The 21,552-nt window shown below is 69.7% G+C and carries 16 protein-coding genes; 6 read left to right on the plus strand and 10 right to left on the minus strand.

Annotation, left to right across the window (positions count from 1 at the left end):
* Positions 1 to 32: 32 nt before the first annotated feature.
* The 3 genes from RIA68_04570 to asnB are packed head-to-tail and all read left to right on the plus strand — an operon-like array spanning position 33 to position 4,283.
* A complete protein-coding gene (locus RIA68_04570) occupies positions 33 to 1,367 on the plus strand; it encodes a hypothetical protein (GenBank protein MEQ8316708.1) in 1,335 nt (444 codons plus the stop codon).
* Positions 1,334 to 2,521 carry a hypothetical protein gene (locus tag RIA68_04575; GenBank protein ID MEQ8316709.1) on the plus strand — a complete coding sequence of 396 codons (1,188 nt, stop codon included), beginning with the start codon at positions 1,334 to 1,336 and terminating at the stop codon, positions 2,519 to 2,521. The genes RIA68_04570 and RIA68_04575 overlap by 34 nt, the downstream gene beginning before the upstream one ends.
* Before the next feature lie 10 nt (positions 2,522 to 2,531).
* Positions 2,532 to 4,283: an asparagine synthase (glutamine-hydrolyzing) gene (asnB, locus tag RIA68_04580; GenBank protein ID MEQ8316710.1), complete on the plus strand. Its 1,752-nt coding sequence runs from the start codon at positions 2,532 to 2,534 to the stop codon at positions 4,281 to 4,283.
* A gap of 2 nt (positions 4,284 to 4,285) precedes the next feature.
* On the opposite strand, the gene RIA68_04585 is transcribed toward asnB, so the two are convergent.
* The 7 genes from RIA68_04585 to ribF all read right to left on the minus strand — a co-directional run bounded on the left by RIA68_04585 (position 4,286) and on the right by ribF (position 10,713).
* A complete protein-coding gene (locus RIA68_04585) occupies positions 4,286 to 5,101 on the minus strand; it encodes an aldolase/citrate lyase family protein (protein ID MEQ8316711.1) in 816 nt (271 codons plus the stop codon).
* Complete coding sequence (locus tag RIA68_04590) at positions 5,098 to 6,027, minus strand: aldo/keto reductase (GenBank protein MEQ8316712.1); 930 nt, start codon at positions 6,025 to 6,027, stop codon at positions 5,098 to 5,100. The genes RIA68_04585 and RIA68_04590 overlap by 4 nt, the downstream gene beginning before the upstream one ends.
* Complete coding sequence (locus tag RIA68_04595) at positions 6,015 to 6,656, minus strand: sugar transferase (GenBank protein MEQ8316713.1); 642 nt, start codon at positions 6,654 to 6,656, stop codon at positions 6,015 to 6,017. The genes RIA68_04590 and RIA68_04595 overlap by 13 nt, the downstream gene beginning before the upstream one ends.
* Entirely contained in the window at positions 6,646 to 7,764 is a 1,119-nt protein-coding gene (locus RIA68_04600; GenBank protein MEQ8316714.1) for a polysaccharide biosynthesis protein, read from the minus strand. The genes RIA68_04595 and RIA68_04600 overlap by 11 nt, the downstream gene beginning before the upstream one ends.
* A 95-nt stretch (positions 7,765 to 7,859) precedes the next feature.
* Positions 7,860 to 8,672 (minus strand): DNA methyltransferase, encoded by an 813-nt coding sequence (locus RIA68_04605; GenBank protein MEQ8316715.1) that lies wholly within the window; start codon positions 8,670 to 8,672, stop codon positions 7,860 to 7,862.
* Entirely contained in the window at positions 8,669 to 9,715 is a 1,047-nt protein-coding gene (locus RIA68_04610) for a DHH family phosphoesterase (GenBank protein ID MEQ8316716.1), read from the minus strand. Before RIA68_04610 ends, RIA68_04605 begins: the two co-directional genes overlap by 4 nt.
* Positions 9,712 to 10,713, minus strand: a complete 1,002-nt coding sequence (gene ribF, locus RIA68_04615; GenBank protein MEQ8316717.1) for a riboflavin biosynthesis protein RibF — start codon at positions 10,711 to 10,713, stop codon at positions 9,712 to 9,714. The genes RIA68_04610 and ribF overlap by 4 nt, the downstream gene beginning before the upstream one ends.
* A 439-nt stretch (positions 10,714 to 11,152) precedes the next feature.
* Here ribF and RIA68_04620 point away from each other — a divergent pair, with 439 nt between their 5' ends.
* Together RIA68_04620 and RIA68_04625 are read left to right on the plus strand one after the other, a co-directional pair.
* Positions 11,153 to 14,251, plus strand: a complete 3,099-nt coding sequence (locus tag RIA68_04620; protein MEQ8316718.1) for a proline dehydrogenase family protein — start codon at positions 11,153 to 11,155, stop codon at positions 14,249 to 14,251.
* A 118-nt stretch (positions 14,252 to 14,369) separates the two neighbouring features.
* Positions 14,370 to 14,753 (plus strand): S26 family signal peptidase, encoded by a 384-nt coding sequence (locus tag RIA68_04625; GenBank protein MEQ8316719.1) that lies wholly within the window; start codon positions 14,370 to 14,372, stop codon positions 14,751 to 14,753.
* 10 nt (positions 14,754 to 14,763) lie between these two features.
* Here RIA68_04625 and ccsA read toward each other — a convergent pair whose 3' ends face one another.
* The 3 genes from ccsA to RIA68_04640 form a co-directional block, all read right to left on the minus strand.
* The gene (gene ccsA / locus RIA68_04630; protein ID MEQ8316720.1) at positions 14,764 to 16,557 is read right to left on the minus strand and encodes a cytochrome c biogenesis protein CcsA; all 1,794 of its coding nucleotides are present in this window, start codon (positions 16,555 to 16,557) and stop codon (positions 14,764 to 14,766) included.
* Positions 16,554 to 19,103 carry a hypothetical protein gene (locus RIA68_04635; GenBank protein MEQ8316721.1) on the minus strand — a complete coding sequence of 850 codons (2,550 nt, stop codon included), beginning with the start codon at positions 19,101 to 19,103 and terminating at the stop codon, positions 16,554 to 16,556. The genes ccsA and RIA68_04635 overlap by 4 nt, the downstream gene beginning before the upstream one ends.
* A 75-nt stretch (positions 19,104 to 19,178) precedes the next feature.
* The gene (locus tag RIA68_04640; GenBank protein MEQ8316722.1) at positions 19,179 to 20,408 is read right to left on the minus strand and encodes an amidohydrolase family protein; all 1,230 of its coding nucleotides are present in this window, start codon (positions 20,406 to 20,408) and stop codon (positions 19,179 to 19,181) included.
* Positions 20,409 to 20,657: 249 nt separating this feature from the next.
* Here RIA68_04640 and RIA68_04645 point away from each other — a divergent pair, with 249 nt between their 5' ends.
* Positions 20,658 to 21,539, plus strand: coding sequence for an OmpA family protein (locus tag RIA68_04645; protein MEQ8316723.1), 882 nt, complete (start codon positions 20,658 to 20,660; stop codon positions 21,537 to 21,539).
* Positions 21,540 to 21,552 lie beyond the last annotated feature (13 nt).

Here is a 21,552-nt window from a genome sequence, read left to right on the forward strand (position 1 = left end):
GACTCGCGGGCCGAGACTCGAGGGAGGCACGCATGACCCTGCACGCCGAGACGGTGCGCCGACTCGACGAGGACGGCATCGAGTTCCTTCTGCTGCAGTTCGTCGACCTGACGGGCGCGGCCAAGGGGAAGCTCGTGCCGCGCAGCCAATTCGATCGCGTCGCCGCCGAAGGCGTGGGCTTCGCCGGCGCGGCGGTCGTCGGGCTGGGCCAAGGTCCCCACGACCCAGACGTCATCGCCATTCCGGATCTCTCGAGCTACAGCCGACTGGCATGGCAGCCCAACACCGTGCGCTTCGCGTGCAGCCTGCAGGTCGGCGGCGCCCCCCACCCCTGGTGCGCGCGGTCTCGCCTGGAGCACGCCCTCAACGAACTCGCCGGCGAAGGCATGCGGCTCAACGTCGGCTTCGAGCCCGAGTTCTTCCTCGTCCAGCATGGGCCACGACGCCTCGAACGCTGGGACCCCGCGGGCGTCGATACGCTCAACAAGCCCGCCTACGACGTGCGCTCGATGTCGCCGGCCCTGGGCTACCTGCAGTCGATCTTCGACGCCCTGCACGAGCTCGGCTGGGAGGCCTACCAGGCCGACCACGAGGACGCCAACGGCCAGTTCGAGATGAACTTCGGCTACTGCGACGCGCTGCGCGCGGCAGACCGGGTGGTCTTCTTTCGCTTGCTGGCCGCCGAGCTGGCGCGTCCGCTGGGCGCGATCGCCACGTTCATGCCCAAGCCCTTCGCCGACCTTACGGGCAGCGGCCTGCACGCCCATCTCCACGTCGCCGGCGCCGACGGCGCAAACCTGTTCGCGGACGAGAACGATCCGCACGGCCACGGGTGCTCGCCGCTCGCGTACGCGTTCATTGCAACGACGCTTCGCCACGCAGCCGCGCTTTGCGCTCTCACCAGCCCCACGGTCAACTGCTACAAGCGGCTCGGCCCGACCGTCCGCACGCCGCCGACACGCTCGGGCCATGCCTGGGCCCCGCGGTCGGCCACCGTCGGCGGGAACAACCGCTCGCACATGATCCGCATCGCCGGGCCGGGCAACATCGAAGACCGCTCGGTGTCCTCGGCCTGCAACCCCTACCTCGCCCTTGTCGCTTACGCCCGGCTGGCGAGCCTTGCCGCTCGCGCAACGGACGCCGAGAGCCTCACGCCCGACGATCGCAACGCCTTCGAGCAGGCGGGTCTGCCCGCGCTGCCGGCCACGCTGGCCGACGCGCTCGACGCGTTCGAGGCCGACACGGAGCTCACCGGCGTGCTCGGCCAGCTCGCGAGCGAGTTCATCTCCCTGAAGCGCACCGAGTGCCTGGAAGCCCACGGGCACGTGTCCGCGTGGGAGGTCCAGCGGTACCTGACGGCGTGGTGAGCAACGGGCCCACGCCGCGCCTGCTGTTCGTCAGCGAATTCGCCGGCGACGACGACTGGCACTATCCGAGCGTCGCCGCCGCACTCGCCGCATTGCCCGAACTAATTGAGTGCTCGCCCGTCCGAGGCTTCTCGACCAACCGCACGGGCGGCGGCCTGCACTTTCGGCGACTGCTCAACGGCGCGTGGGTCTACCTGCGGCTGCCCTTTGCGCTCGCCGCGTCTATGGCGCGCCGCGAATCGGTCGCGATCGTGTGCATCACGACGCCCCCAGGCATCCACCTCTGGTGTGCACTGCTCGGCAGGCTCACCGGCACGCCCGTGGTCTGCTGGCTGATGGACTACCACCCGGAGATCGAGGCACGCTGGCTGGAGCAGCGCGAGTGGGGCCGGCCCGGCGCGCGGCTGCTGCGCTGGCTCGATCGGCGGGCCCTGCGATGCTGCCGGGGCATCATCGCGCTCGACGACGCCATGGCGAGCCTGTGCCGCAGCCGTGCCCCGGCCGTGCGGGTCGAGTCCTTCCCGACCTGGCCCAGCCGAGAGTTGTCAGGCCTCGAACCCGCGCAGCCCGGGCGACGCGATGCCAAAGAGCTCGAATTGCGCCTCTTGCACGCCGGCTCGCTCGGCCGAGCCCACGACCTCGACGCCCTCTCGCGCCTGCTCGACGCGATTCCGGTCCGCTGCCGCCTCACGCTGCTGGGAGCGGACGAGCGGACGCGCCGGGCGTTCTCTGCCCTCGCCACCTCGCACGACGTAGACCTGGTCGTGCGCCCCCGGCTCGCCCCCGAGGCGTTCGCCAAGGCCCTCGCCACGAGCGGCGCCGACTTCGGCATCGTGCTGCTCAAGGACCGATATGCCGGCCTCGTCAGCCCCAGCAAGTTCACCGCCTACGCGGCCGCCGCCATCCCCGTGCTGACGATCGGCCCGCCCGGCACGACGGCCCATCGCCTGGCCGCCGAGTTCGGCGCGGGCGTGCACCTGCCCAACGACCCGGGCAACGACGAGCTCGTCCGCGCGGCCGAGCAACTGATGGACCCTGCCGCCCGTACCACCTTCCGATCGCGCGCCGTCGAGGCCCGCGACTGGCTGCGCCGGTACGATGCCGAGGCGTTCGCGGCGTTGCTCGCCGACATGGTGCATCCGGACGGGGCGTAAGGGGGTCGGCATGTGCGGCATCGCCGGCGTCTTCAACTGTCCCGCGGTCGGCCCGTCCGACGTCCAGAAGATGGTCGACGCCATCGAGCACCGCGGCCCGGACGAGAACGGCGTGCACGCCTGTTCGCGGGTCACTCTCGGCCACGCCCGGCTGGCCGTCGTCGACCCGGTCAATGGCGGCCAGCCCATGTGCAACCACGACGGGACCGTGTGGGTGGTCTTCAACGGCGAGATCTACAACTTCGTCGAGCTGCGCGAAGAGCTCAAGGCCAAGGGCTATCACTTCAAGTCGCGGTGCGATACCGAGGTATTGGTCCACCTGTGGCGAGAGCTCGGGCCCGACATGCTCCACCGCCTCAACGGCATGTTCGCCTTCTTCGTGTGGGACGAAACGCAGGATCGCGGCATGCTCGCACGCGACCGCGTGGGCATCAAGCCCTGCTACCTCATGCCCTACGAAGGTGGATTGGCATTCTGCAGCGAGATCAAGGGCCTGCTGACCCTGCCCAAGGCCCGCCGCGACCTCCACGCCGATGCGTTCGTCCGCACGCTGGCGTTCAACTATGGCGCCTCCGAGCAGACCTGCTTCGACGGCATCACCCACCTCTCGCCGGGCACCTACGTGCTCTTCGAGGGCGACCGCCGGCACGAGCCGCGCACGTGGTGGCGATGGCCTTTCGAAGGCGAGCGCACCTCGGCGAGCTACGACGAATTCACCGAGCTGCTCGACGACGCGGCACGCATGCAACTCCGCTTCGACGTGCCCGGCGGCTTCCTGCTCAGCGGCGGGGTCGACTCGGCGGTCGTCGCCCACCACGTCATGGCCCGCGAGCCGACCAAGGACCTCGCGGCCATCTCGCTGGACATCGACCTGCCCGGCTTCGGCGAGTTCGAGCACGCCCGCGCGGTCGGCCGGGCGCTGGGCCTCGAGCCCGTCCCCGTCCGCGTCACGCCACAAGCCATCGCCGACAACGCCCTCAACGCCGTGCACCACGCCGAATTGCCCCACGGCGACTTCTCGTTCATCCTGTTCTACATGCTGGGCCAGCAGGCCAACTCGATGGGCCGCATCGTGCTGTTCAACGGCGATGGTCCCGACGAGATCATGCTGGGCTTCCGCCACAACGCGAGCTTTTGCACCGACGACGCCCTCGACGAGCACTGGGCGTCGCGATACCTGCCCATCCTTCGCTACACCGCCGACGCGGAGCTACGGCGCGTGCTCAACGCGGACCTGCTGGCCAAGGCGGGCGAGCCGGCAGACGCCTTCGCGGAGGCCATCCAGCCCTGGGCCTCGCTCTCGCCGCCCGAACAGATCGCGGCGTACGAATGCACCCGGCTCATGCCGATGAACTCGTTTCCCAAGGGCGACCGCATGGGCGCGTGCTGGGCGACCGAGGGCCGCTCGCTGTTCCTCGACCACCGCGTGCTCGAGCTCTTCGCCCGCTTGCCCCTCGACGAGAAGATTCGGGGCGGCCTGAGCAAGCGCTACCTCAAGCAGTACGCCTCGGAGCTACCGATGAACATCGACTTCGCCCGCCCCAAGACCATGCCGACCACGCCCATCGGCGAGTGGCTGCGCCGCGAGCTGTACGACTGGGCCCGCGACATCCTCGCGAGCGCCGACGCGTCGGTCTTCCGGCGCGACGAACTCCTCGCCATGCTCGACGAGCACCGCGATGGGGCCCACAACCACACCCGGCCGCTCCGCGTCGCCATCATGGCTTCGCTCTGGCTGCAGCACTTCCGAGTCACGGCCTAAACCTACGGCACCGCTGCGGCGTCGATGGCCCGTTGCAGCTTCGCCCAGCCTTGTTGTGCCTCCCCGGCCGTCCGCGCCGAAAACGCATCCGCCGCGCTCCGCACTTGATCGACCTCGGCCGGCAGGTCGATCGCCGCCCGCACGCCCTCCAGCGTCTCGGCCCCATCCCGGAACGCCCGCGACAAGATCACCCGGCTCGCGCCACGCCGAAGGTACTCGCCGAGCAGCAGGTCCGCCGGCACGTCGCCCGTGCCCATCCGCCCGATGCCACCGATGCCGAAGGGCTTGCCGCTCTCTTGCAGGTCCTCGCAGAGCGCCCCGAATCGCTCGTCCAGCATCGCCCGGAACAGGAACCGCTGGCCGAAGCTGAGCGCCAGGTCATTCAGGCCAACGTACGCCTCGCCAACCCCGTCGAGAGCCATGACCGAACGCGCGATGGCGGCCGCCTCGGCCGTCTCGACGAGCGGCACCACCACCGCCCGGCCCGATGCCGCCTCGCACGCACGAGCAATCTCCTCCGCAGTGCGAAACATCGGCACCATCACAAAGTCGGCACCCGCCGAGATAACCGCGTCGACCTCGTCGGCGGTTCGCTCCCATGGCGCGTTGATCCGCACCAGCAGCCGGCCGGCGGGAACAACCGCCCGTACACGCGACACGTCCTCGAGCTGCGAGTCCGACAGGTGCATGCCAAGCCCGCGCTGGCGGTCGGCCTTGCCGCGCGTCTCGAGATCGACAAAGACGCGGTCCACGCCGCTCTGGATGGCGCACCCCGCGAGTGCTGGATCGCTCGTGACCATGAGCAGCACCAGACTCACGCCGCAGCCCCGGCCGCCTCGATCGACTCGAACTCGTCCCGCGTCAGCGGCTCGATGACCCTGCAGTTCTCGCCCGCCTGTGCGGCGGACTTGGTCCCCAGGATGGCGCACGAGCCCGGCAATGCGTCCAGCAACCACCGGGTGGCGACCTGTCCGATGGTCGCGTCTCGCTCGCGGGCGATGCCCCGCATCGCCTCGACCCGCGCGAGTGCCTCGCCCAGCATCGGCTCGCGGAAGAGCACGCTCCGCTGGCGGACGTCGGCGCCCGCGAAGCGATCGTCGGCTGCGTATCGCCCCGTGAGCAGCCCCTGACCGAGCACGTTGTAGCACAGGGGCGTCATGCCGTGCCGATCCCGCGCCGCGCCGAGCAACTCGAACGACGCTCGCTGGATCATGCTGGCAGGCAGTTGCAAGCTCACCAGATCCACCGCGCCCAGAGCTTCCCGGACCTCGTCGCCGGTGAAGTTGCACACGCCGACGGATCGCACCTTACCCTGCTCCCGACACCGGGCGAGCGCCACGACCGCATCGGCTACCGGCGTGTTCCCGTCGGGCCAGTGCACCTGCACCACGTCGAGCACGTCTCGCCGCAACCGCCGAAGGCTGCCCTCGATCGATCGCTCGATGGCCTCCGGTCGGATGTCGCGCCACGTGCGACGCTCGTCGTCCCAGCACAGCCCGACCTTCGTCGCCACGACGACGCCCTCGCCGGCGGGGATGGCCTCGCCCACGATCGACTCGGCACGACCCAGCCCATACACGTTCGCGACGTCGACGAACGTCACGCCAGCATCGACCGCCGCTCGCAACGCCGCGACGGCCTGGTCCCACTCGACCGGCCCGTAGTCATGCCCCGCGATGCCCGCACATCCAAAGCCGATGCGTGAGATCATCGGCCCGTCGCGACCGAGCCTTACGGACTCCAAGCCGCGGCTCCGCGCCTTCGGTGCCGCCCGCGACCCACGAGCGCCACGGCCGTGCCCGCCATGATCTTCAGGTCGCCCCGCGTCGATTGCGAGTGCACGTACGCCGCGCGGAGCCGGGCCTTGTGCGGCACCACCGTCGACCGGTATACGGCTTCCGGGTCGGGCCCCGCGAGCACGTCGTCCAGGTCGAAGAACGCGATCGACGCGTAGTCGGTCAGGCCGGGCCGCATGCCCGTCGGCTGGGCCTCGAGCGCCGACCCGGGCAACTCGGGGCGCGGCCCCACCAGGCTCATGTCGCCGAAGAGCACGTTGACCAACTGGGGCAGCTCGTCGAGCTTGTGCCGCCGCAGCGTCCGGCCGACGCGCGTGATGCGGTCGTGGTACACGCCGCGATCGCTCTCCTCCACGCGCATGCTGCGGAACTTGAGCATCGTGAACTCGCGGCCATCGCGACCGACGCGGCGAGAGCGATACAGCGCCGGGCCGGGCGAATCGAGCCGTACGAGCACCGCGATCAGCAGCAGCGCCGGGCCGAGCACGACCAGCGCGATCGCCGACACTACCGCGTCCATGCCGCGCTTGAAGGCGCGCCGCAGGCCGAGCCGCGCGATGCCGAGCCTAGTTCGCATCGGCCACCCCGCTCGCCGCCGGATGGCACTCGACCATCGCCATTGCTCGGACCAGGCATTCGCCCACCCCGTCGACGCCCGTCGACGCCGCGTCCTCGAGCATCGCGATCGCGCTCTCGACCAGTTCGGCATCCACGATCGGACCCTCGGCCCGCCTGATGCCCGGCACGCCCGTCGCCACCGGATGCTCGTGCGACTCGAAAAGACGCTCGTCCAGTTGCTCTCCGGGGCGCAGGCCGACGAACTCGACGGCGTCCGCCGCGTCTCGGCCGGCCAGTTCCGCCATGCGGCGGGCGATGCGCTCGATCGAGACGGGCTGGCCCATGTTCAGCACGAACACCTCGCCGCCGGCGCCCAGCGACGCCGCGCGAGCGACGAGGGCTGCGGCCTCGGCCAGCGTCATGAAGTACCGCTCGGCCCGGGAATCGGTGACCGTGAGCCGCTCGCCGAGCTCGAGCTGGCGGGCGAAGACCTCGAACACGTTGCCCGACGACTCGATGACGTTGCCGAACCGCACCGACGAGAAGCGGCAGCCCGCGTCCACCGGCCGCGTCCGCAGGTACAACTCGGCCAGCTTCTTGCTCGCCCCCATCACGCCCGCCGGCGACACGGCCTTGTCGGTCGAGACCATCACCAGCCGCTCGCTGCCCCAACGGTCGGCCGCCTCGGCCACGCACCGGGTGCCGAGGACGTTCGACCGGACCGCTTGCCGCGGGTGGACCTCGAGCATCGGCACGTGCTTGTACGCCGCGGCGTGCAGCACGACCTGAGGGCGGAATCGCTCGAACACGTGGTCGACGAACGGCTCGTCGCCGACGTCGCCCAGGCAGATCTCTCGCGGCACGGACGTGCTGGCAAGGTCGAGGTCGAGCCGGAACTGGCCTGCCTCGCTCGCGTCGACCAGCACCAGCCGCTCGATCCGGCCGCCGGCCAAGCGCCGGGCCAACTGCCCACCAATGCTGCCGGCACTGCCGGTCACCAGCACGGTCCGCCCCGCGAGCGCATCGAACGCGTCGCCGATCGCCTCGATGCCATCAGCACCGAGACCGCGCCACCGCAGCACTTCGGTGCCGATTCGGTCGATGATCGGGTACGGGCCAGGGGACATGCACGCTCTCTCGGGCCCGGCGCGCTCCGATCGCCGGGTCGTGGGTCGTCTATCCCTCAAATATGCCACAAGCCTCAGGGTTTCGCCAGCCCGCCTCAGGCTTCTTTCTTGAAAATCAGCAGGTAGTTGAAGCCGCGGATGAAGAAATTGTCCCGGGCCGCCGCCTGGTGGCGGTTGCCCTGCCGCAGCTTCGCGTTCCGGCGGACGACGCAGACGACGTCGATCGGCCGGAAGGCCTCCCGCAGCATGGCGAACAGCTCGAAGCCGATGGGCATGAAGGTGCCTCCCCCGCTCCCTTTCGGTCCACCCTTCTGCTTCCGCCACGAGTCGCTAACGTAGACCGCCAGGTACCGCCGGTCCTTCAAGACGCGGTACACCTCGTCGAAGACCCCCGCCATCGCCTCGTAGTAGGCCGCCTGGCTCGAATCGAGCTTGCCGATGCAGTCGGGGTGGTTGCTGTAGTCGATGTGCGTCGAATAGGGCGGGTCGAGGAAGACGAAGTCGGCCGACGCGTCCTTCACCGGCAGCTCGCGGGCATCGCTTTGCTTGATGTCCGGCCGGCTGGGCGCCAGGTCGTAGCCGATGCCCTTCCGCCCCATGTCCGCGCACACGTCCAGCGTCGTCCCGCCGCCGCACATCGGGTCGAGCACCACGTCGCCCTCGCGCGTGTACCTATCCAGCAGCTGCCAGATCACCCAGCTCGGCGTGCCGCCCGTGTACGTCTTGTCGCCCTGGACGGTCTTGGCCCCGTCGTAGTGCTGGCTCGGGTAGGCCCAGAGCGTGGTCGTCATGGGCCGCATGGGCGGACGCTTGCCCGGGCGCACCTTCGGGTCGCCCGCGACGTCCTGCCAGCGGGGCGGCCCGGGCTTGGCTCGTTGTGGACCTCGCTCGGGGCCGCGCTCGCTCATGCCTGCCGGCTCTGGGCGATCAGCTCGAGCAGCTTCGCCTCGGTCTCATCGAGCGACAGCTCGCTGCGAGCCCCGGCGGCGCGGATGTGCCCCCCGCCGCCGAACGCGCCGGCCAACTGGGCAACATCGGGCCCGTCCACCTTGCTGCGCATGCTGATCTTGACCTTCTTCGAACCGTCGCCCTCGGGCGGCAGCTCCACCAGCACGATCGCCACCCGCACGCTCTTGACCGCCAGCGCCGGGTCGGCAAAACCACTGGTCATGCCCACGCTCGCGCCGATGCTCGTGATGTCCTCGGCGGAGACCTTCACGACCGCGACGCCCAATTCCTCGTGCAACGACAGCGAGCCGAGCGCCTTGGACATGAGCTTCAGACGCTGGATCGGGTCGCTCAGCATCGTCATCTTGACGAGCCTGGGATGCTCGGCCCCGGCCTGCACCAGGTCCGCCGCCAAGCGCAGCACGTGCGGCGTCACGCTGGGGTGGCGGAACCAGCCGGTGTCCGTCCCCAGCCCCAGCATCAGCGGCTCGGCGATGTCCAGCGGCAGGTCGCTCGCGCTCTCGATGCCCAGCAGCAGCGTGCAGATCTCCGCCGCCATCTCGCACGCCGCGGCGGCGTCGCTGTCGATCAATCGAGCCTCGGCCACGTCCGGCGAGCCGCTGCGGTGGTGGTCCAGGACCGCCACCCGGTCGGCCTTGCCCGCGATCCAGGGCTTGTACGGCTCGAGCTGGCTCCACGCGCCGGTGTCGCACACCAGGCACTTGTCGAACGGCGCGGGCGGGTCGCCCGCGTCGAGGTGCACCCACGCAGCGTCGCCCAGGATCTCATCCATCCACGGCGGGAGTTCGCCCGCGTACGCCAGTTGCACCTCGACGCCCGCCGCCTTCGCCGCTCGCGCGATCGCTAGCGTGCTGCCGACCGCGTCGCCGTCGGGCCGCGAGTGGCAGATGACCAGCAGCCGGCCCGCCCCGCGGACCCACTCGGCCAGGTCCCCGGGCGTGATCGTCGACTCGTAGGCGGGGCTCTCCGTGGCGCTGCTCATGCGTTCTGTTCCATTTCCTGCCACGAGGGCACGGTCGTCGCGAGGCACTCGTTCGCACGCTGCACGTCGCGCGACAATTGGGCCGTGAGTTGTTCGATGCCCCCGAAGCGGACCTGGTCGCGCAGCCGCGAGACGAAGGCGATCCGAAGCGTCCAGCCGTACTCGGGCTCGTCGCTCCCGCGCTGGTAGCCGATCAGGTGGGCCTCGACGCGGCGCTCCGTGCCGTCGAAGGTCGGGCGCTCGCCGACGTTGACGGCGCACGGGATCGTGCGCCCGTCTTCCAGCGTCGCGATGCACGCGTACACGCCCTCGCCCGGCGGCATCTGCTCGCTCCTGACGTTCGCCGTCGGGAAGCCGATCGTCCGCCCGCGCTGGTCGCCGCGCACGACCTCGCCGACGAGCTCGTAGGCGCGCCCCAGCACGCGCCCCGCGTCGGCGACCCGGCCCTGCTCCAGCAACCACCGCACGCGGCTGCTGCTGGCGGTGACGACCGTCTGGTCGTTCAGCGAGACCTCGACCGGCTCGACCACGCGCGCCGAGAAGCCGCGCGACGCACCGAGTTCGGCCAGGGCGCGAACGTCACCCGCCCGCCTCGCGCCGAACCGGAAGTCCGGCCCCTCGACGACCGCCACGGGCTGCAGGGGCGCGAGCACCGCGTCCACGAACCGCTCGGGCGTGAGCCCCAGCAACTCCGTTGAGGGTTCTAATCTGAGCACCTCGTCGGCCCCGGCGTCCAGCAGCAGGTCGGCTCGGTCCTCGAACGCCGTCAGCCGCGCGGGCGCGCGATCGGGATCCAGCACGGCCCTCGGCGAGGGCTCGAACGCGAGCGCGACGACCCTGGCGTCTTTGTCTTGGCCGTCCGCGATCTCGCGGGCGGTCTCGATCAGCCGCCGGTGTCCCAGGTGCACGCCGTCAAACACGCCGATGGTGAGGACGGACGCCCCGCCTGATCGGGTCGTGTTCGGAACATCGCCGTTGGTGTCACTGGCGGGCGGCACGGGGGCATCGTACGGCCCCTGCGAGCCGCCAGAGCGGTTGGGCCGTCCGATACCCTGCTTCCGGAGGCCTTGCCAGTCGACTGGAAGCTCTTCCCAGTCGACTCGGAGCTCTTGCCAGTCGACTGGATGCTCTTTCCGGTCGACTAGAAGCTCTTGCCAGTCGACTGGGAACTCTGGCCAGTCGACTCGGAACTCCCGCCAGTCGACTGGCGGTCCATGCCGGTCGACTCGGAGGCCTTCCCGGTCGACTCGCCGATCTTCCGGCGCACGCCGGAACGCCCGCCGCGCACCCCCGCGGCCAACCCGCGCACGCGTCCCGCCCGGCGAAGCCCGCCCGCCGTCCCCCGTACAATAACGATGGCCCCCGCGACGCTCGCGCCCCGGGCCGATTGCGCACGCCCAGCGACGAGCCATTCGCCTCGCGAGGACCATCGATTCCATGGCCATCTTCAGCCGCAAGCAGCCCCGCCCCATCACCCCCGACGCCGCCCGGCCCAGTGGCGCCAACGGCTACGCGACGCCCGACAACGGCCACGCCGGCGACCCGATCGACCCGGCCATCGCCGCCATCGGCTCCGACATGCTCGCCCGCGCGCGCAAGCACAAGGCCGGCCTGCTCAGCAAGAGCTTCTACTCCGACAAGCTCATGGACTGGTCCATGCGCGATCATGGTTTTAAGGTCGAGATGTTCCGCTTCGTCGACACCTTCCCCGTGCTGACGACCAGCGACATGGTCCACGAGCATTTGGTGGATTACCTGGGCCAGGACCACGTCACCATGCCCCCCGGCATGGACCTGGGCCTCAAGGCCGGCAGCCTCGCCAAGGGCCTGATGACCAAGACGATCTCCGGGCAGATCGAGGGCATGGGCAAGAAGTTCATCGCCGGCACCGATGCGCAGAGCGCGCTGCCGGGGCTCAAGAAGCTCTGGGATAACGGCATCGCCTTCAGCGTCGACCTGCTGGGCGAGGCCTGCGTGAGCGACGAGGAGGCCGACGCGTACAAGGCCAAGTACCTGGACCTCGTCGAGAACCTGCCCGAGGACGTGAGCGGCTGGAAGAAGAACGACCGCCTCGAACGCGACCACCTGGGCGGCATCCCGCGCACGAACGTCTCGATCAAGATCAGCAGCCTGAGCGCCAAGTGCGACCCGATCGATACCGCTGGCGCCATCAACGACCTGATGACCAGGATCGTGCCCATCCTGGAGCGCGCCCGCGACACCGGCGTGTTCGTCAACTTCGACATGGAGCACTTTGCGCTGAAGGACCTCACGCTCGAGCTGTTCTTCAGGTGCTGCGAAGCCGTCGACTTCCACGCCGGGCTGGCCATGCAGGCCTACCTCAAGAGCGGCGTCGCCGATGCGCAGCGCGTGAGCGAGTGGGCGCAGCGGACTGGCCGCATCGTCACGGTGCGCCTGGTCAAAGGCGCGTACTGGGACAGCGAGACGATCCATGCCGAGCAGGAGGGCTGGCCCTGCCCGGTCTGGAACGCCAAGTGGCAGACGGACCAGTGCTTCGAGGACATGTGCAAGGTGTTCCTCGACCACTGCCCCGTCGCGCCCGAGGCGAGCGGCATGGGCCCGACGCACCTCGAGAGCGGCTCGGGCGGCGTCAAATTGGCGCTTGGAAGCCATAATGTTCGCTCCATCGCCGCCGCGCTCGCGTACAGCGATTCCAAGGGCCTGCCGCGCACCGCCATTGAGCTCCAGATGCTCCACGGCATGGCCGACCAGCTCAAGCACGCCTCGAGCGACATGGGCCTGCGCATCCGCGAGTACGTGCCCGTCGGCGAGATGATCCCCGGCATGGCCTACCTCGTTCGCCGCCTGCTCGAGAACACCAGCAACGAGAGCTGGCTCAAGGCCGGCTTCCTCGACGAGGCCGACGAGAAGACGCTGCTCGCCCGACCCGCCCCTCGCCCGGGCGACCCGACGGCCATCGACGACCTCTACAAGATGGCCGCCGAGCGCCACCACCTGAGCAACGCCGATCCCGGCGTCGGCGACGGCAAGGCCTTCACCACCGAGCCGCTTCGCGACTTCTCACGCAAGGACGTCCGCGAGCGCTTCGCCAAGGCCGTACAGGCCGCCAGCGTCCCCGCCGTCGCCAACGACCGCACGCCCGAGCAGGCATCCGAGATAGTCGCCAAGGCGGAGCGAGCCTTCCCCGCCTGGCGCGAAGCCGACCCGCGCAAGCGCGCCGCCGTGCTCGTGCGCGCGGCCCAGGCGATGCGCGAGCGCCGCGATGAGCTCAGCGGCATCATCATCAAGGAGAACGGCAAGGACTGGCGCAACGCCGACGCCGACGTGGCCGAGGCCATCGACTTCTGCGAGTACTACGCCCGCCAGGCCGTCGCCCTCTTCGACCGCCACCGCCTCGGCCGCTTCATCGGCGAGCTCGACGAGACCTGGTACCAGCCCCGCGGCGTCGCCGTCGTGATCTCGCCCTGGAACTTTCCCCTCGCGATCGCCTGCGGCATGACCACCGCCGCGCTCGTCACGGGCAACACGGTGATCCTGAAGCCCGCCGAGCAGACGCCCGCGATCGCGAAGGTCTGCTTCGACATCTTGAAGCACGCCCTCGACGCCGAGTTCGGCGGCGCGCACGAGGGGGCCTTGCACTTCTGCCCTGCCCCCGGCGAGACAACGGGTGCCGCCCTCGTCCGCGACCCGCGCGTGTCGCTGCTGTGCTTTACCGGCAGCAAGGCGGTGGGCCTGGACATCATCAAGGCCGCCGGCGTCACGCCCGAGGAACAGCAGCACGTCAAGAAGGTCGTCTGCGAGATGGGCGGCAAGAACGCCATCATCGTCGACAGCAGCGCCGACCTCGACGAGGCCGTGCTCGGAACACGCCTCAGCGCCTTCGGCTTCCAGGGACAGAAGTGCAGCGCGTGCAGCCGGTGCATCATCGTCGATCCGCAGGGCCCGACCGGCGAGCACACGCAGACCTTCATCCGCCGACTCGTCGCCAGCACCAACTCGCTGGTCGTCGGCGACCCGACTAGGCCCGGCACCGACGTCGGCCCGGTCATCGACGAAGAGGCCGCCGGCAACATGCGTCGGCACATCGAGACGGCCAAGAAAGAAGGCCTCACCCTCGAACTGGCGATGCAGGCCCCCGAAGGCCTCGAACAAAGCGTCGGCAAGCCCTACGTCGCCCCCCACATTTTCAGCGGCGTCACGCCCGACAGGACGCTCGCCCGCCAGGAGGTCTTCGGCCCCGTCCTCGCCATCATGCACGCGAAGACCTACGACGAGGCCCTGAAGATCGCCAACGACCACCCGTACAAGCTCACCGGCGGCGTCTTCACCCGCAAGCCCACGCACATCGAGAAGGCCAAGCGCGACTTCCGCGTGGGCAACCTCTACATCAACCGAGGCATCACCGGCGCCCTCGTCGCCCGCCAGCCCTTCGGCGGCTTCGGCATGTCGGGCGTGGGCAGCAAGGCCGGCGGCGTCGACTACCTGCTCCAGTTCGTCGAGCCCCGCGCGAGCTGCGAGAACACCATGCGCCGCGGCTTCGCCCCCGAGCTCTGACGCCTCCCCCCCAGCCGAGCAAGCTCGTGACAGCCACGGGCCCTGAACCCGGGCGTCCGGCGGCCCGTATCTCCGATACACACCCGTGGGGACGGGCGTCCTCGGAAAGGATGTCGCCATGCCATCGCAAGACGCACGCGTGCCGCACGCCCGGGCCGGCCGCTGGCCCCGCCGCCTCCAACGCGCCGGCTGGGGCGTCGCCATCGCCCTGCTGCTCACCATCGGCGTCCGCAGCGCCGTCGCACAGGTCTACGTCGTGCCGACGGCCGCCATCGAGCCCGAGATCCCGCGCGACAGCCGAGTCCTGGTTTACAAGCTTGCCTCGCGCTACCAGCCCGGGCAAATCGTCGCCTACCACCACGCGCCGGGCATCGTCTGGCTCGGCCGCGTCGAGTCGTTCGACCCCGGCCTGCGCACGCTCACCATCAGCCGCAACGGCACCGGACCGGTGGTGATCAGCAAGGACGTCGTCGTCGGCCGCGTCGTGCTCGGCACGCGCTGAGCGATCAAACTCACGCGTACGCGTGCAGCCCCGCCAGCAGCAGGTTCACGCCGAAGTACGTCCACAGCATGATGCCAAAGCCCGCGACGCTCAGCCACGCCGTGAGCAGCGCCTTGCCCTGGCCCATGATCAGCCGCACGTGGATCACGATGAGGTAGACGATCCACGTGATGAGCGCCCAGGTTTCCTTCGGGTCCCACGCCCACCAGCGGCCCCACGAGTGGTCGGCCCACCACGCGCCGAGCAGGATGCCCACGCCCAGCGTCCAGAAGGCCAGCTGAAGCGCCGTCATCTGCGCCTTGTCCAGGTCGTCGAGCGTGCGCGCGAGCGTCGTGTCCTCCGCGACCGACGCCTCGCCGTGCAGCGCCACCGCCGCCGCCTCGCGCGCCGACTGCCGGCGGCTCATGAGCGACACCAGCAGATAGAACACGCTGCACAGGAAGCCAACCGTGATGAGCCCGTAGCTTACCAGCACGGTGGTCACGTGGTACTTCAAGAGCACGCTCGTATTGAGGATCGCCGCCTCGCGGCCGATCGTCTGCCCGGGGATCGCCGTCTGCGTCGCCGCGATGAGCACGAGGAAGCCAACCCCCGCGGCTGCCGCGCCGAACAGCCACTGCCGCTTGACGAGCATCAGCCCGACCGCCACGATCGCCGCGAACAGGCTCAGCCCCACCATCGACTCGAACTGGTTCTGGATCGCGAACCGCTCGGCCACCAGGCAACGCAGCGTGAACCCGATCGCGTGCAGCGTCACGGCCCCCACGAGCAGCCCCACGCCCGCGCCGATGAGCCAGCGACGCCCCGTGCCAAAAGCCAGCACCAAGGCAACGAAGCTCAGGCCGTACGCCCACATGCCGATGTCGAAGAAGTCTCCGCGGTTGTACGCCAGCTCCATCCGCGCCCGGCTGACCGGATGCGTCTGCGGGTTGATTGCCTGCAGCTCGCGCGCGAGCTCGGCGATGGCGACGTTCGCCGCATCGGCATCCAGATCCCGCCACGCGCGGCCGAGCTCGAGCGCCGCGACCCTGGCCGGATGCGACTCGGGCAGGTCCTCGATGTGCACCCACTGTTCTTCGTTGGACTCGGGCGCCACCACGCGGAGCATCGCCCCGGCTCCGGCCGCAACGCGGAGCGCGTTGTCGGCCTCACCCAGCGACCGTCGCACCGGCTCCAGGTGCCCGTATCGCTCAAAGATCGGCTGGCCCAGCGTCTCGACCATGACCGGACTGACGCGGGTCATGCGCAGCCACAGGTCACGCCGTTCGGGGTCGTTCGGGAACGCCGCGTCGAGGAAGTACTCGCGCAGCGGCAGGTAGTCGACGGCGATCAGCGGCCGGTCGGCGTAGTGCGCCGGGTCGATCGAGAGGTCGAGCAGCACGAAGAGCGGGTCGAACCGGCCCTTGTCGAAGCGCTCGGGGTCGGCGATGGCGTACCGGTCCGCCTCGGTATCGAGCGGCGCGGCACCCTCGGCCAGCACGAGGTCCTCGAATCGCTCGCGGCCCGTCAGCGTCCGCATCAGTTCGAGGGCCAGCGTGTCGAGGATCTTGACGCGGCCGTCATGGAAGACCGCCGTCGCCCGCAGCGGGCCAAAATCGAGCGCCGACGCGAACGCGGCCTTCTGCTCGGGCGTGCGGTTGACGCGCTCGCGGAAGTTCAGCGGCGGGCCGAACGGCGCGTCGTGCCCGTGGGCGTCGACCTCAGTGCTCGGCTCGGGGTGCTGGTTGCCCGCCGGCTCGAGCTGGCCCCACGCCGAGCACGCCACGATCAATGCCGCCAGGATTCCCAGGACCACGCGGGTCATGCCATCTCCTTCTCGAGCCTGGGCTCGTGCGCCGGCTCGACCTCCGAACCAACCTTCGCTTCGTTCCGGGCGACAACCTTCGCCGCGTGCGCCGCCGCCAGCTTCTCCTTGCGTCGCTTGAGCATCCAGGGCTTGACGTAGAACGCCCAGGGCACGCCTACGCCCATCAAGATCCCGCCGAGCGCAATCACGTGGATGCCCGGGTTGTTGCCCACGTGCAGGATCGTGAACTGCGCGTACGGCTCGGGGATCACGCCCTCGTCGGCGAGTGCCTGCGTCCGCTCCCAGCCCTGGGCATCCCACCCGGCCTGGGCAAACTTGAACTGCGCCGGATCGAGGCGCGAGCCCAGGAACCCGATGGTGTTGCCGGCCACGCCCCGCTCGTCGCTCCACACGAACGGCGCGCGAAGCGGGGCATTGAGCTGCGTCTTGTGCGTGTAGGGCCGGAACCACTGGTTCGTGCCGCTCGGCTCGACGTGGATGGTCGATCGATAGTCCCGCGGAGCGCCCCGGTGGTCGTACGCCACCATCTCGAAGTCGACCATGCGGATCTGGAAGCCAGGCAGCGTGCGTCGAGCCCTCGCGAACGCCAGGCGCATGCTCCGCCCGTCGGGCAGCGCGATCCGCGTCGCCTCTTCCTGCCCGACGTTCAGATACTTCATGAACGGCACCCACACGATGCGGGACCACTCGCCGAGCGACACCTCAACGGCCATCATCGCGCGATCGTGCGTGCCGATGAACTCGCCCTCTCGGTCGATCTCCGGAACCGGGATCGGTCGTTCAATTTCCCTCGCATGGGGCCACGACTCGCTGCGCCGCAGGCCCAGTCCCTGAACGATCTCGAACCGCTCGCCGATGGGCACGTCCTCGAGCACGCGCACCGTGTTGCCCGGCTCACGGATCGCCACGCGCGTGGTGCCGTCGCCTCGATCATCGAAGACGACGTGGAGGCCCGTCAGGTCGAGGTACCGCACGCGGACGAGCGATTCGTCGGCGTCTTCGCGGTTCGGGCGACCGTCGGCCAATTGCTCGCCCTCGCGCTCCCCCTCACGGAGGTCCTGGCTGATTTCGGGGAATCGGGAGTAAACCCAGCGCGTCACTTCGTCATCACCGCTCGCGATCTTGACGATCGCAACGCTGCTGGTCGATTCCTCGAATCCCGGCGTGATGATCGGGAACGGCGGCTCGGGCAGCAACTGGTCGACCTCGAACTGCAGCCCGCCCCACTCGAAGGCAAGGCCCTCGCTTACCGGCACGACGGTCGGCGTCTCTTCGCCCGGCATCGTGATGGCTAGCGCGTGCCGAGCCTCCGAGGGCGCCGGCGCCGTCTTCTCCCGCCACGCCTGCTCGTCGAGGCCCTCGCGGTACTCGATCGTCAAGAACGGAAGCTGCGATGCCCGCAGCCGCGGCCGGTCGGGAACGAAGTAGAAACGGAACAGCGGCCGATCGCTCCGGACCAGCTCGCCCTCCGGCGTGACGTCGCTGAAGAACTCGACGAAGTGCACCGGGGTGGCATCATCGACCGCCGGCTCGGCCGGCGTCCAGTCCGTGCGCACGTCGGCGTACGGCGCGTACCCGACGATACTCAGATCCACGTCCAAGTCACTCACGCCCGTGAGCGTTTGTGGCACGGCGATGTCGAGCGAGCGTTCCGGCACGTCGAGCGGTCGGATGATCTCGGCAGTCTCCAGTGCGCTCCGGCCGATGCCAGCGTCCAGGTCGTACGGGTTGTATCGCGGCACGCCCTTGAGCAACCGCTGGTCCCAGCCCCGTCCCTGGTTCACCCACAGCGCGACCTGGCCGCGGTCGTAGAAGCCGGCCTGCGGCGGACCATCGGTCGGCAGGCCGTCGGCCCCCGTCGGCCCGGCCAGCAGCAGGACGTCGCCCTCGAGCTTCATCGAACCGTAGTAGATGCTGCCCAGCCCGAGCAGGATGATGCCGGTGTGCACCGTCAGCACGCCGAGGTTCGGCACGTTGAACGCGATGCGCCGCACCGTGCTCACGATCATCGTCAGCACGAACAGCACCAGCACCACCCGCAGCGGCCACCACGAGTAGAACTCCAACTCGGTCATCTCGAAGAACGGCAGCCGCCGCACCGTGACGTCTGCAAAACGGTCCGAGACCGAGCCTAGCACGCGGAAGCCTTCGCCCGTCGCCGGCTCGTACCGCAGCATGGGCCACGCGAGCGCGTGCCAGCCGACCATCGCCACGACGGCCCCGACGAGCAACGCCGAGAACGTAAAGAAGAACCGCCAACCGCGCTCGCTGCGGCGGCTCGCGAGCCTCGCGACCAGCATCAGTGGCGTTGCGACGAGTGCCATCGCGAGCACGAGCGTGAGCCCGTACACGCCCCACGTCAGCCCGTCGACCAGCAGCCCGACCGGCAGGCTTGCCAGCGCTCCGTAGATGGCCACAACGACGAGCAATCCCACGCCGAACAGCACGCTGCTGAACAGCCGCAAGATCAGACGCAGCGGCGTGAGCACCCCCGTGAGGTGCTCGTCGTCCCATCGCTTGACCTGCTGCCACTTTCGGCTCATTGCGTCTCCGGGGCCGCGTTGATAATAGGTTCCAACCCGCCTTCGCATTCCTGCGAAGCCGGAAAATCTCTCCCGCTACAGGAACGAAATCGGCCCCTGGGACACCACCAATGCCCGTGCGGCATCGCCCTGATGGCTCTCAACGGCGATCAGGCCCAGGACCTTGGAGTCGGGCCGGAGCAACTGCTCTTGCAGCCCAAGGATCGAGGGTCCGTGCACGTACAGCATTTCGAGGAGGGACGACGGATCCGTCCCATCGCGGTGATGGAGCAGCCGCGCCTCATCGAGCACGCAGATGCCGCGCGGTACGATGTCCGCCGCCGGCAGGTTGATGACCGAATCGGTGCCCAATGCCACGGGCACGCCTGCCGCAAGCAGGTCTCGATAGCGATGCGGCCCGAACGCCTCGGGCGCGCCGAAGTACGCCGACGCCCGCGGGCAGTACGCGGCGCTGGCACCGCTTTGGGCCAGGCACGCGATGTCGGCCTCGTCCAGGTCGTTCAGGTGGACGGTCAATACGCCTTCGAGCACAGCAGCGGTGAACTGCACCGGGCTCTTGCCGGTGCCGAACTGGGCTGCGATCTCCGGGGTCCACTGCCCGAGGCCCTCGAGGAAGGTGCGGATGGGCCCGGTCGCCTCTCCGAGCATGGCACGCTCGGAGGGGCTTTCGGCAAGGTGCGTGCACATGGGCAACCCCGCCCCACGTGCCCGGCCGTAACCCCCCAGAGAAACCGAGTACGGCGCGTGCGGGCTCAGGCCAAGCCGGACGGACTCGGGGTTGAAGGCCTCTGCTCGCTCCAGCGCGGCGTCCACCCCGGGCGAGCCGTCGGCCGACAGCCCAAAGAACTCGAGGTACGAGACGCCCGACATGCCGGTCTCGTCCAGGACGCGTGCCGGGGCGAGCGATGGCGCCCCGTTCACCGAACCGGCGATGTCCCCCACGGCCGCCGTGCCGCCGGCGAGCAGCATGTCGACACCCGAGCGCACGCTGGCGGCGATGGCCGCGTCGTCGGCGAGTCGGCCGCGCCGCACCATGTCGATCCACGCGGCGAAGCCGCCCTCGCCCATCGGCTGGGGGCCGATGTGCGTCAGGTCGAGATGGGCGTGGGCGTTGACCAGGGCCGGCGCGACGACCTTGCCCGGCAGCTCATGGTGTTCGGCGGACGCCCACGCGGGGTGGTCGCGAACGTCGTCCTGCGTGCCGATGGCGAGCACCCGACGGGACCGCGCGCCTGTCGTTTGCACGAGCAGGCTGTCGCTTGCGCGCACGGTGCCGCGGGCGTCGGCAATTCCTGCGCATCGCACCGAGAAAACACGCCCGGGCTCGCCCGAGGCGGCATATCGTGATCGCGCAGGTTGCGCGGGGTCGGTGGAGGAACCACGCTTCGCGCCTGCATCGTCGCTTGTGTGATGGGCTTCGTGCATGCACTCCGATAGTACGAACGGCGCGCATCGCCCACGCACGCAACCGCCCGGAACGGACCGGGCACGCACCCGCCGCGACGCGGGACCGATCGACCGGGCCACACGGCCGGACAAGCACGGAGGATCCAGATGACCGGCACTTCGAAGACCATCACCCGTTCGCTCGCCCTGCTCGCCCTGGGCGGCCTCGCCTTGACCACCCTGGGCGGCTGCGTCAGCCAGAGCCGCTTCGACGCGGCCGAGCGCGACAACCGCATGCTCCGCGACCAGCTGGCCCAGCTCGAGCAGCAGAGCGGCAGCTATGACGGCCAGCTCGAGAACGAGCGCCGCCTCCGCCAGCAGGCCGAGGCCGCGGCCGCGCAGGCCAACGAGGCCCTCGCCGGCGCCCAGGACAACCTGACCGAGATGGAGCGCCGCCTCCGCCAGCTCGGCGAGCAGGTCGACAGCGTCGCCCTCATGGGCCTCGATCGCCGCACCGACCAGGCCCTGCGCGACCTCGCCCGCAAGTACGCCGGCCGCATCGTCTACGACCCGGATCGCGGCATGCTGCGATTCTCTAGCGACCTGACCTTCGCCAGCGGCAGCGATGCCGTGACCGCCCAGGGCCAAGAGAGCCTGTCTGACCTCGCCGAGATCCTCAAGGCCCCCGAGGCGACCGGTTACGAGCTCGAGATTATCGGCCACACCGATAGCGAACGCATCAGCCCGAGCACGGCCCAGCGTCACCCGACCAACATGCACCTGAGCGCTCACCGCGCCATCTCGGTGCGCCGCCAGCTCGTGAACATGGGCCTGCCCCCGAGCCAGATCCAGGCCAGTGGCTGGGGCGAGCACCGCCCGCTCGTGCCCAACAGCACGACCGGCGGCACGCCGCAGAACCGCCGCGTGGAGATCTTCATCCGCCAGAGCACCGGTGGCTCCCAGGGCAGCTTCGCGACCATGCCCAGCACGATCGATGCTCCGATCGACGACGCCCGCGGCACCAGCGGCCGCGGCCCGATCGACAAGTAAGCGATCGGTGATC

The organism is Phycisphaerales bacterium, assembly GCA_040217175.1.
GTDB lineage: Bacteria > Planctomycetota > Phycisphaerae > Phycisphaerales > UBA1924 > JAHCJI01.

What these genes read in the sequence shown, in the direction of transcription:
- RIA68_04570 (MEQ8316708.1), top strand. Translation starts at nt 33, where the DNA reads ATGACCCTGCACGCCGAGACGGTGCGCCGACTCGACGAGGACGGCATC.
- asnB (MEQ8316710.1), top strand. Translation starts at nt 2,532, where the DNA reads ATGTGCGGCATCGCCGGCGTCTTCAACTGTCCCGCGGTCGGCCCGTCC.
- RIA68_04595 (MEQ8316713.1), bottom strand. Translation starts at nt 6,656, where the DNA reads ATGCGAACTAGGCTCGGCATCGCGCGGCTCGGCCTGCGGCGCGCCTTC.
- RIA68_04600 (MEQ8316714.1), bottom strand. Translation starts at nt 7,764, where the DNA reads ATGTCCCCTGGCCCGTACCCGATCATCGACCGAATCGGCACCGAAGTG.
- RIA68_04605 (MEQ8316715.1), bottom strand. Translation starts at nt 8,672, where the DNA reads ATGAGCGAGCGCGGCCCCGAGCGAGGTCCACAACGAGCCAAGCCCGGG.
- RIA68_04610 (MEQ8316716.1), bottom strand. Translation starts at nt 9,715, where the DNA reads ATGAGCAGCGCCACGGAGAGCCCCGCCTACGAGTCGACGATCACGCCC.
- RIA68_04620 (MEQ8316718.1), top strand. Translation starts at nt 11,153, where the DNA reads ATGGCCATCTTCAGCCGCAAGCAGCCCCGCCCCATCACCCCCGACGCC.
- RIA68_04625 (MEQ8316719.1), top strand. Translation starts at nt 14,370, where the DNA reads ATGCCATCGCAAGACGCACGCGTGCCGCACGCCCGGGCCGGCCGCTGG.
- ccsA (MEQ8316720.1), bottom strand. Translation starts at nt 16,557, where the DNA reads ATGACCCGCGTGGTCCTGGGAATCCTGGCGGCATTGATCGTGGCGTGC.
- RIA68_04635 (MEQ8316721.1), bottom strand. Translation starts at nt 19,103, where the DNA reads ATGAGCCGAAAGTGGCAGCAGGTCAAGCGATGGGACGACGAGCACCTC.
- RIA68_04645 (MEQ8316723.1), top strand. Translation starts at nt 20,658, where the DNA reads ATGACCGGCACTTCGAAGACCATCACCCGTTCGCTCGCCCTGCTCGCC.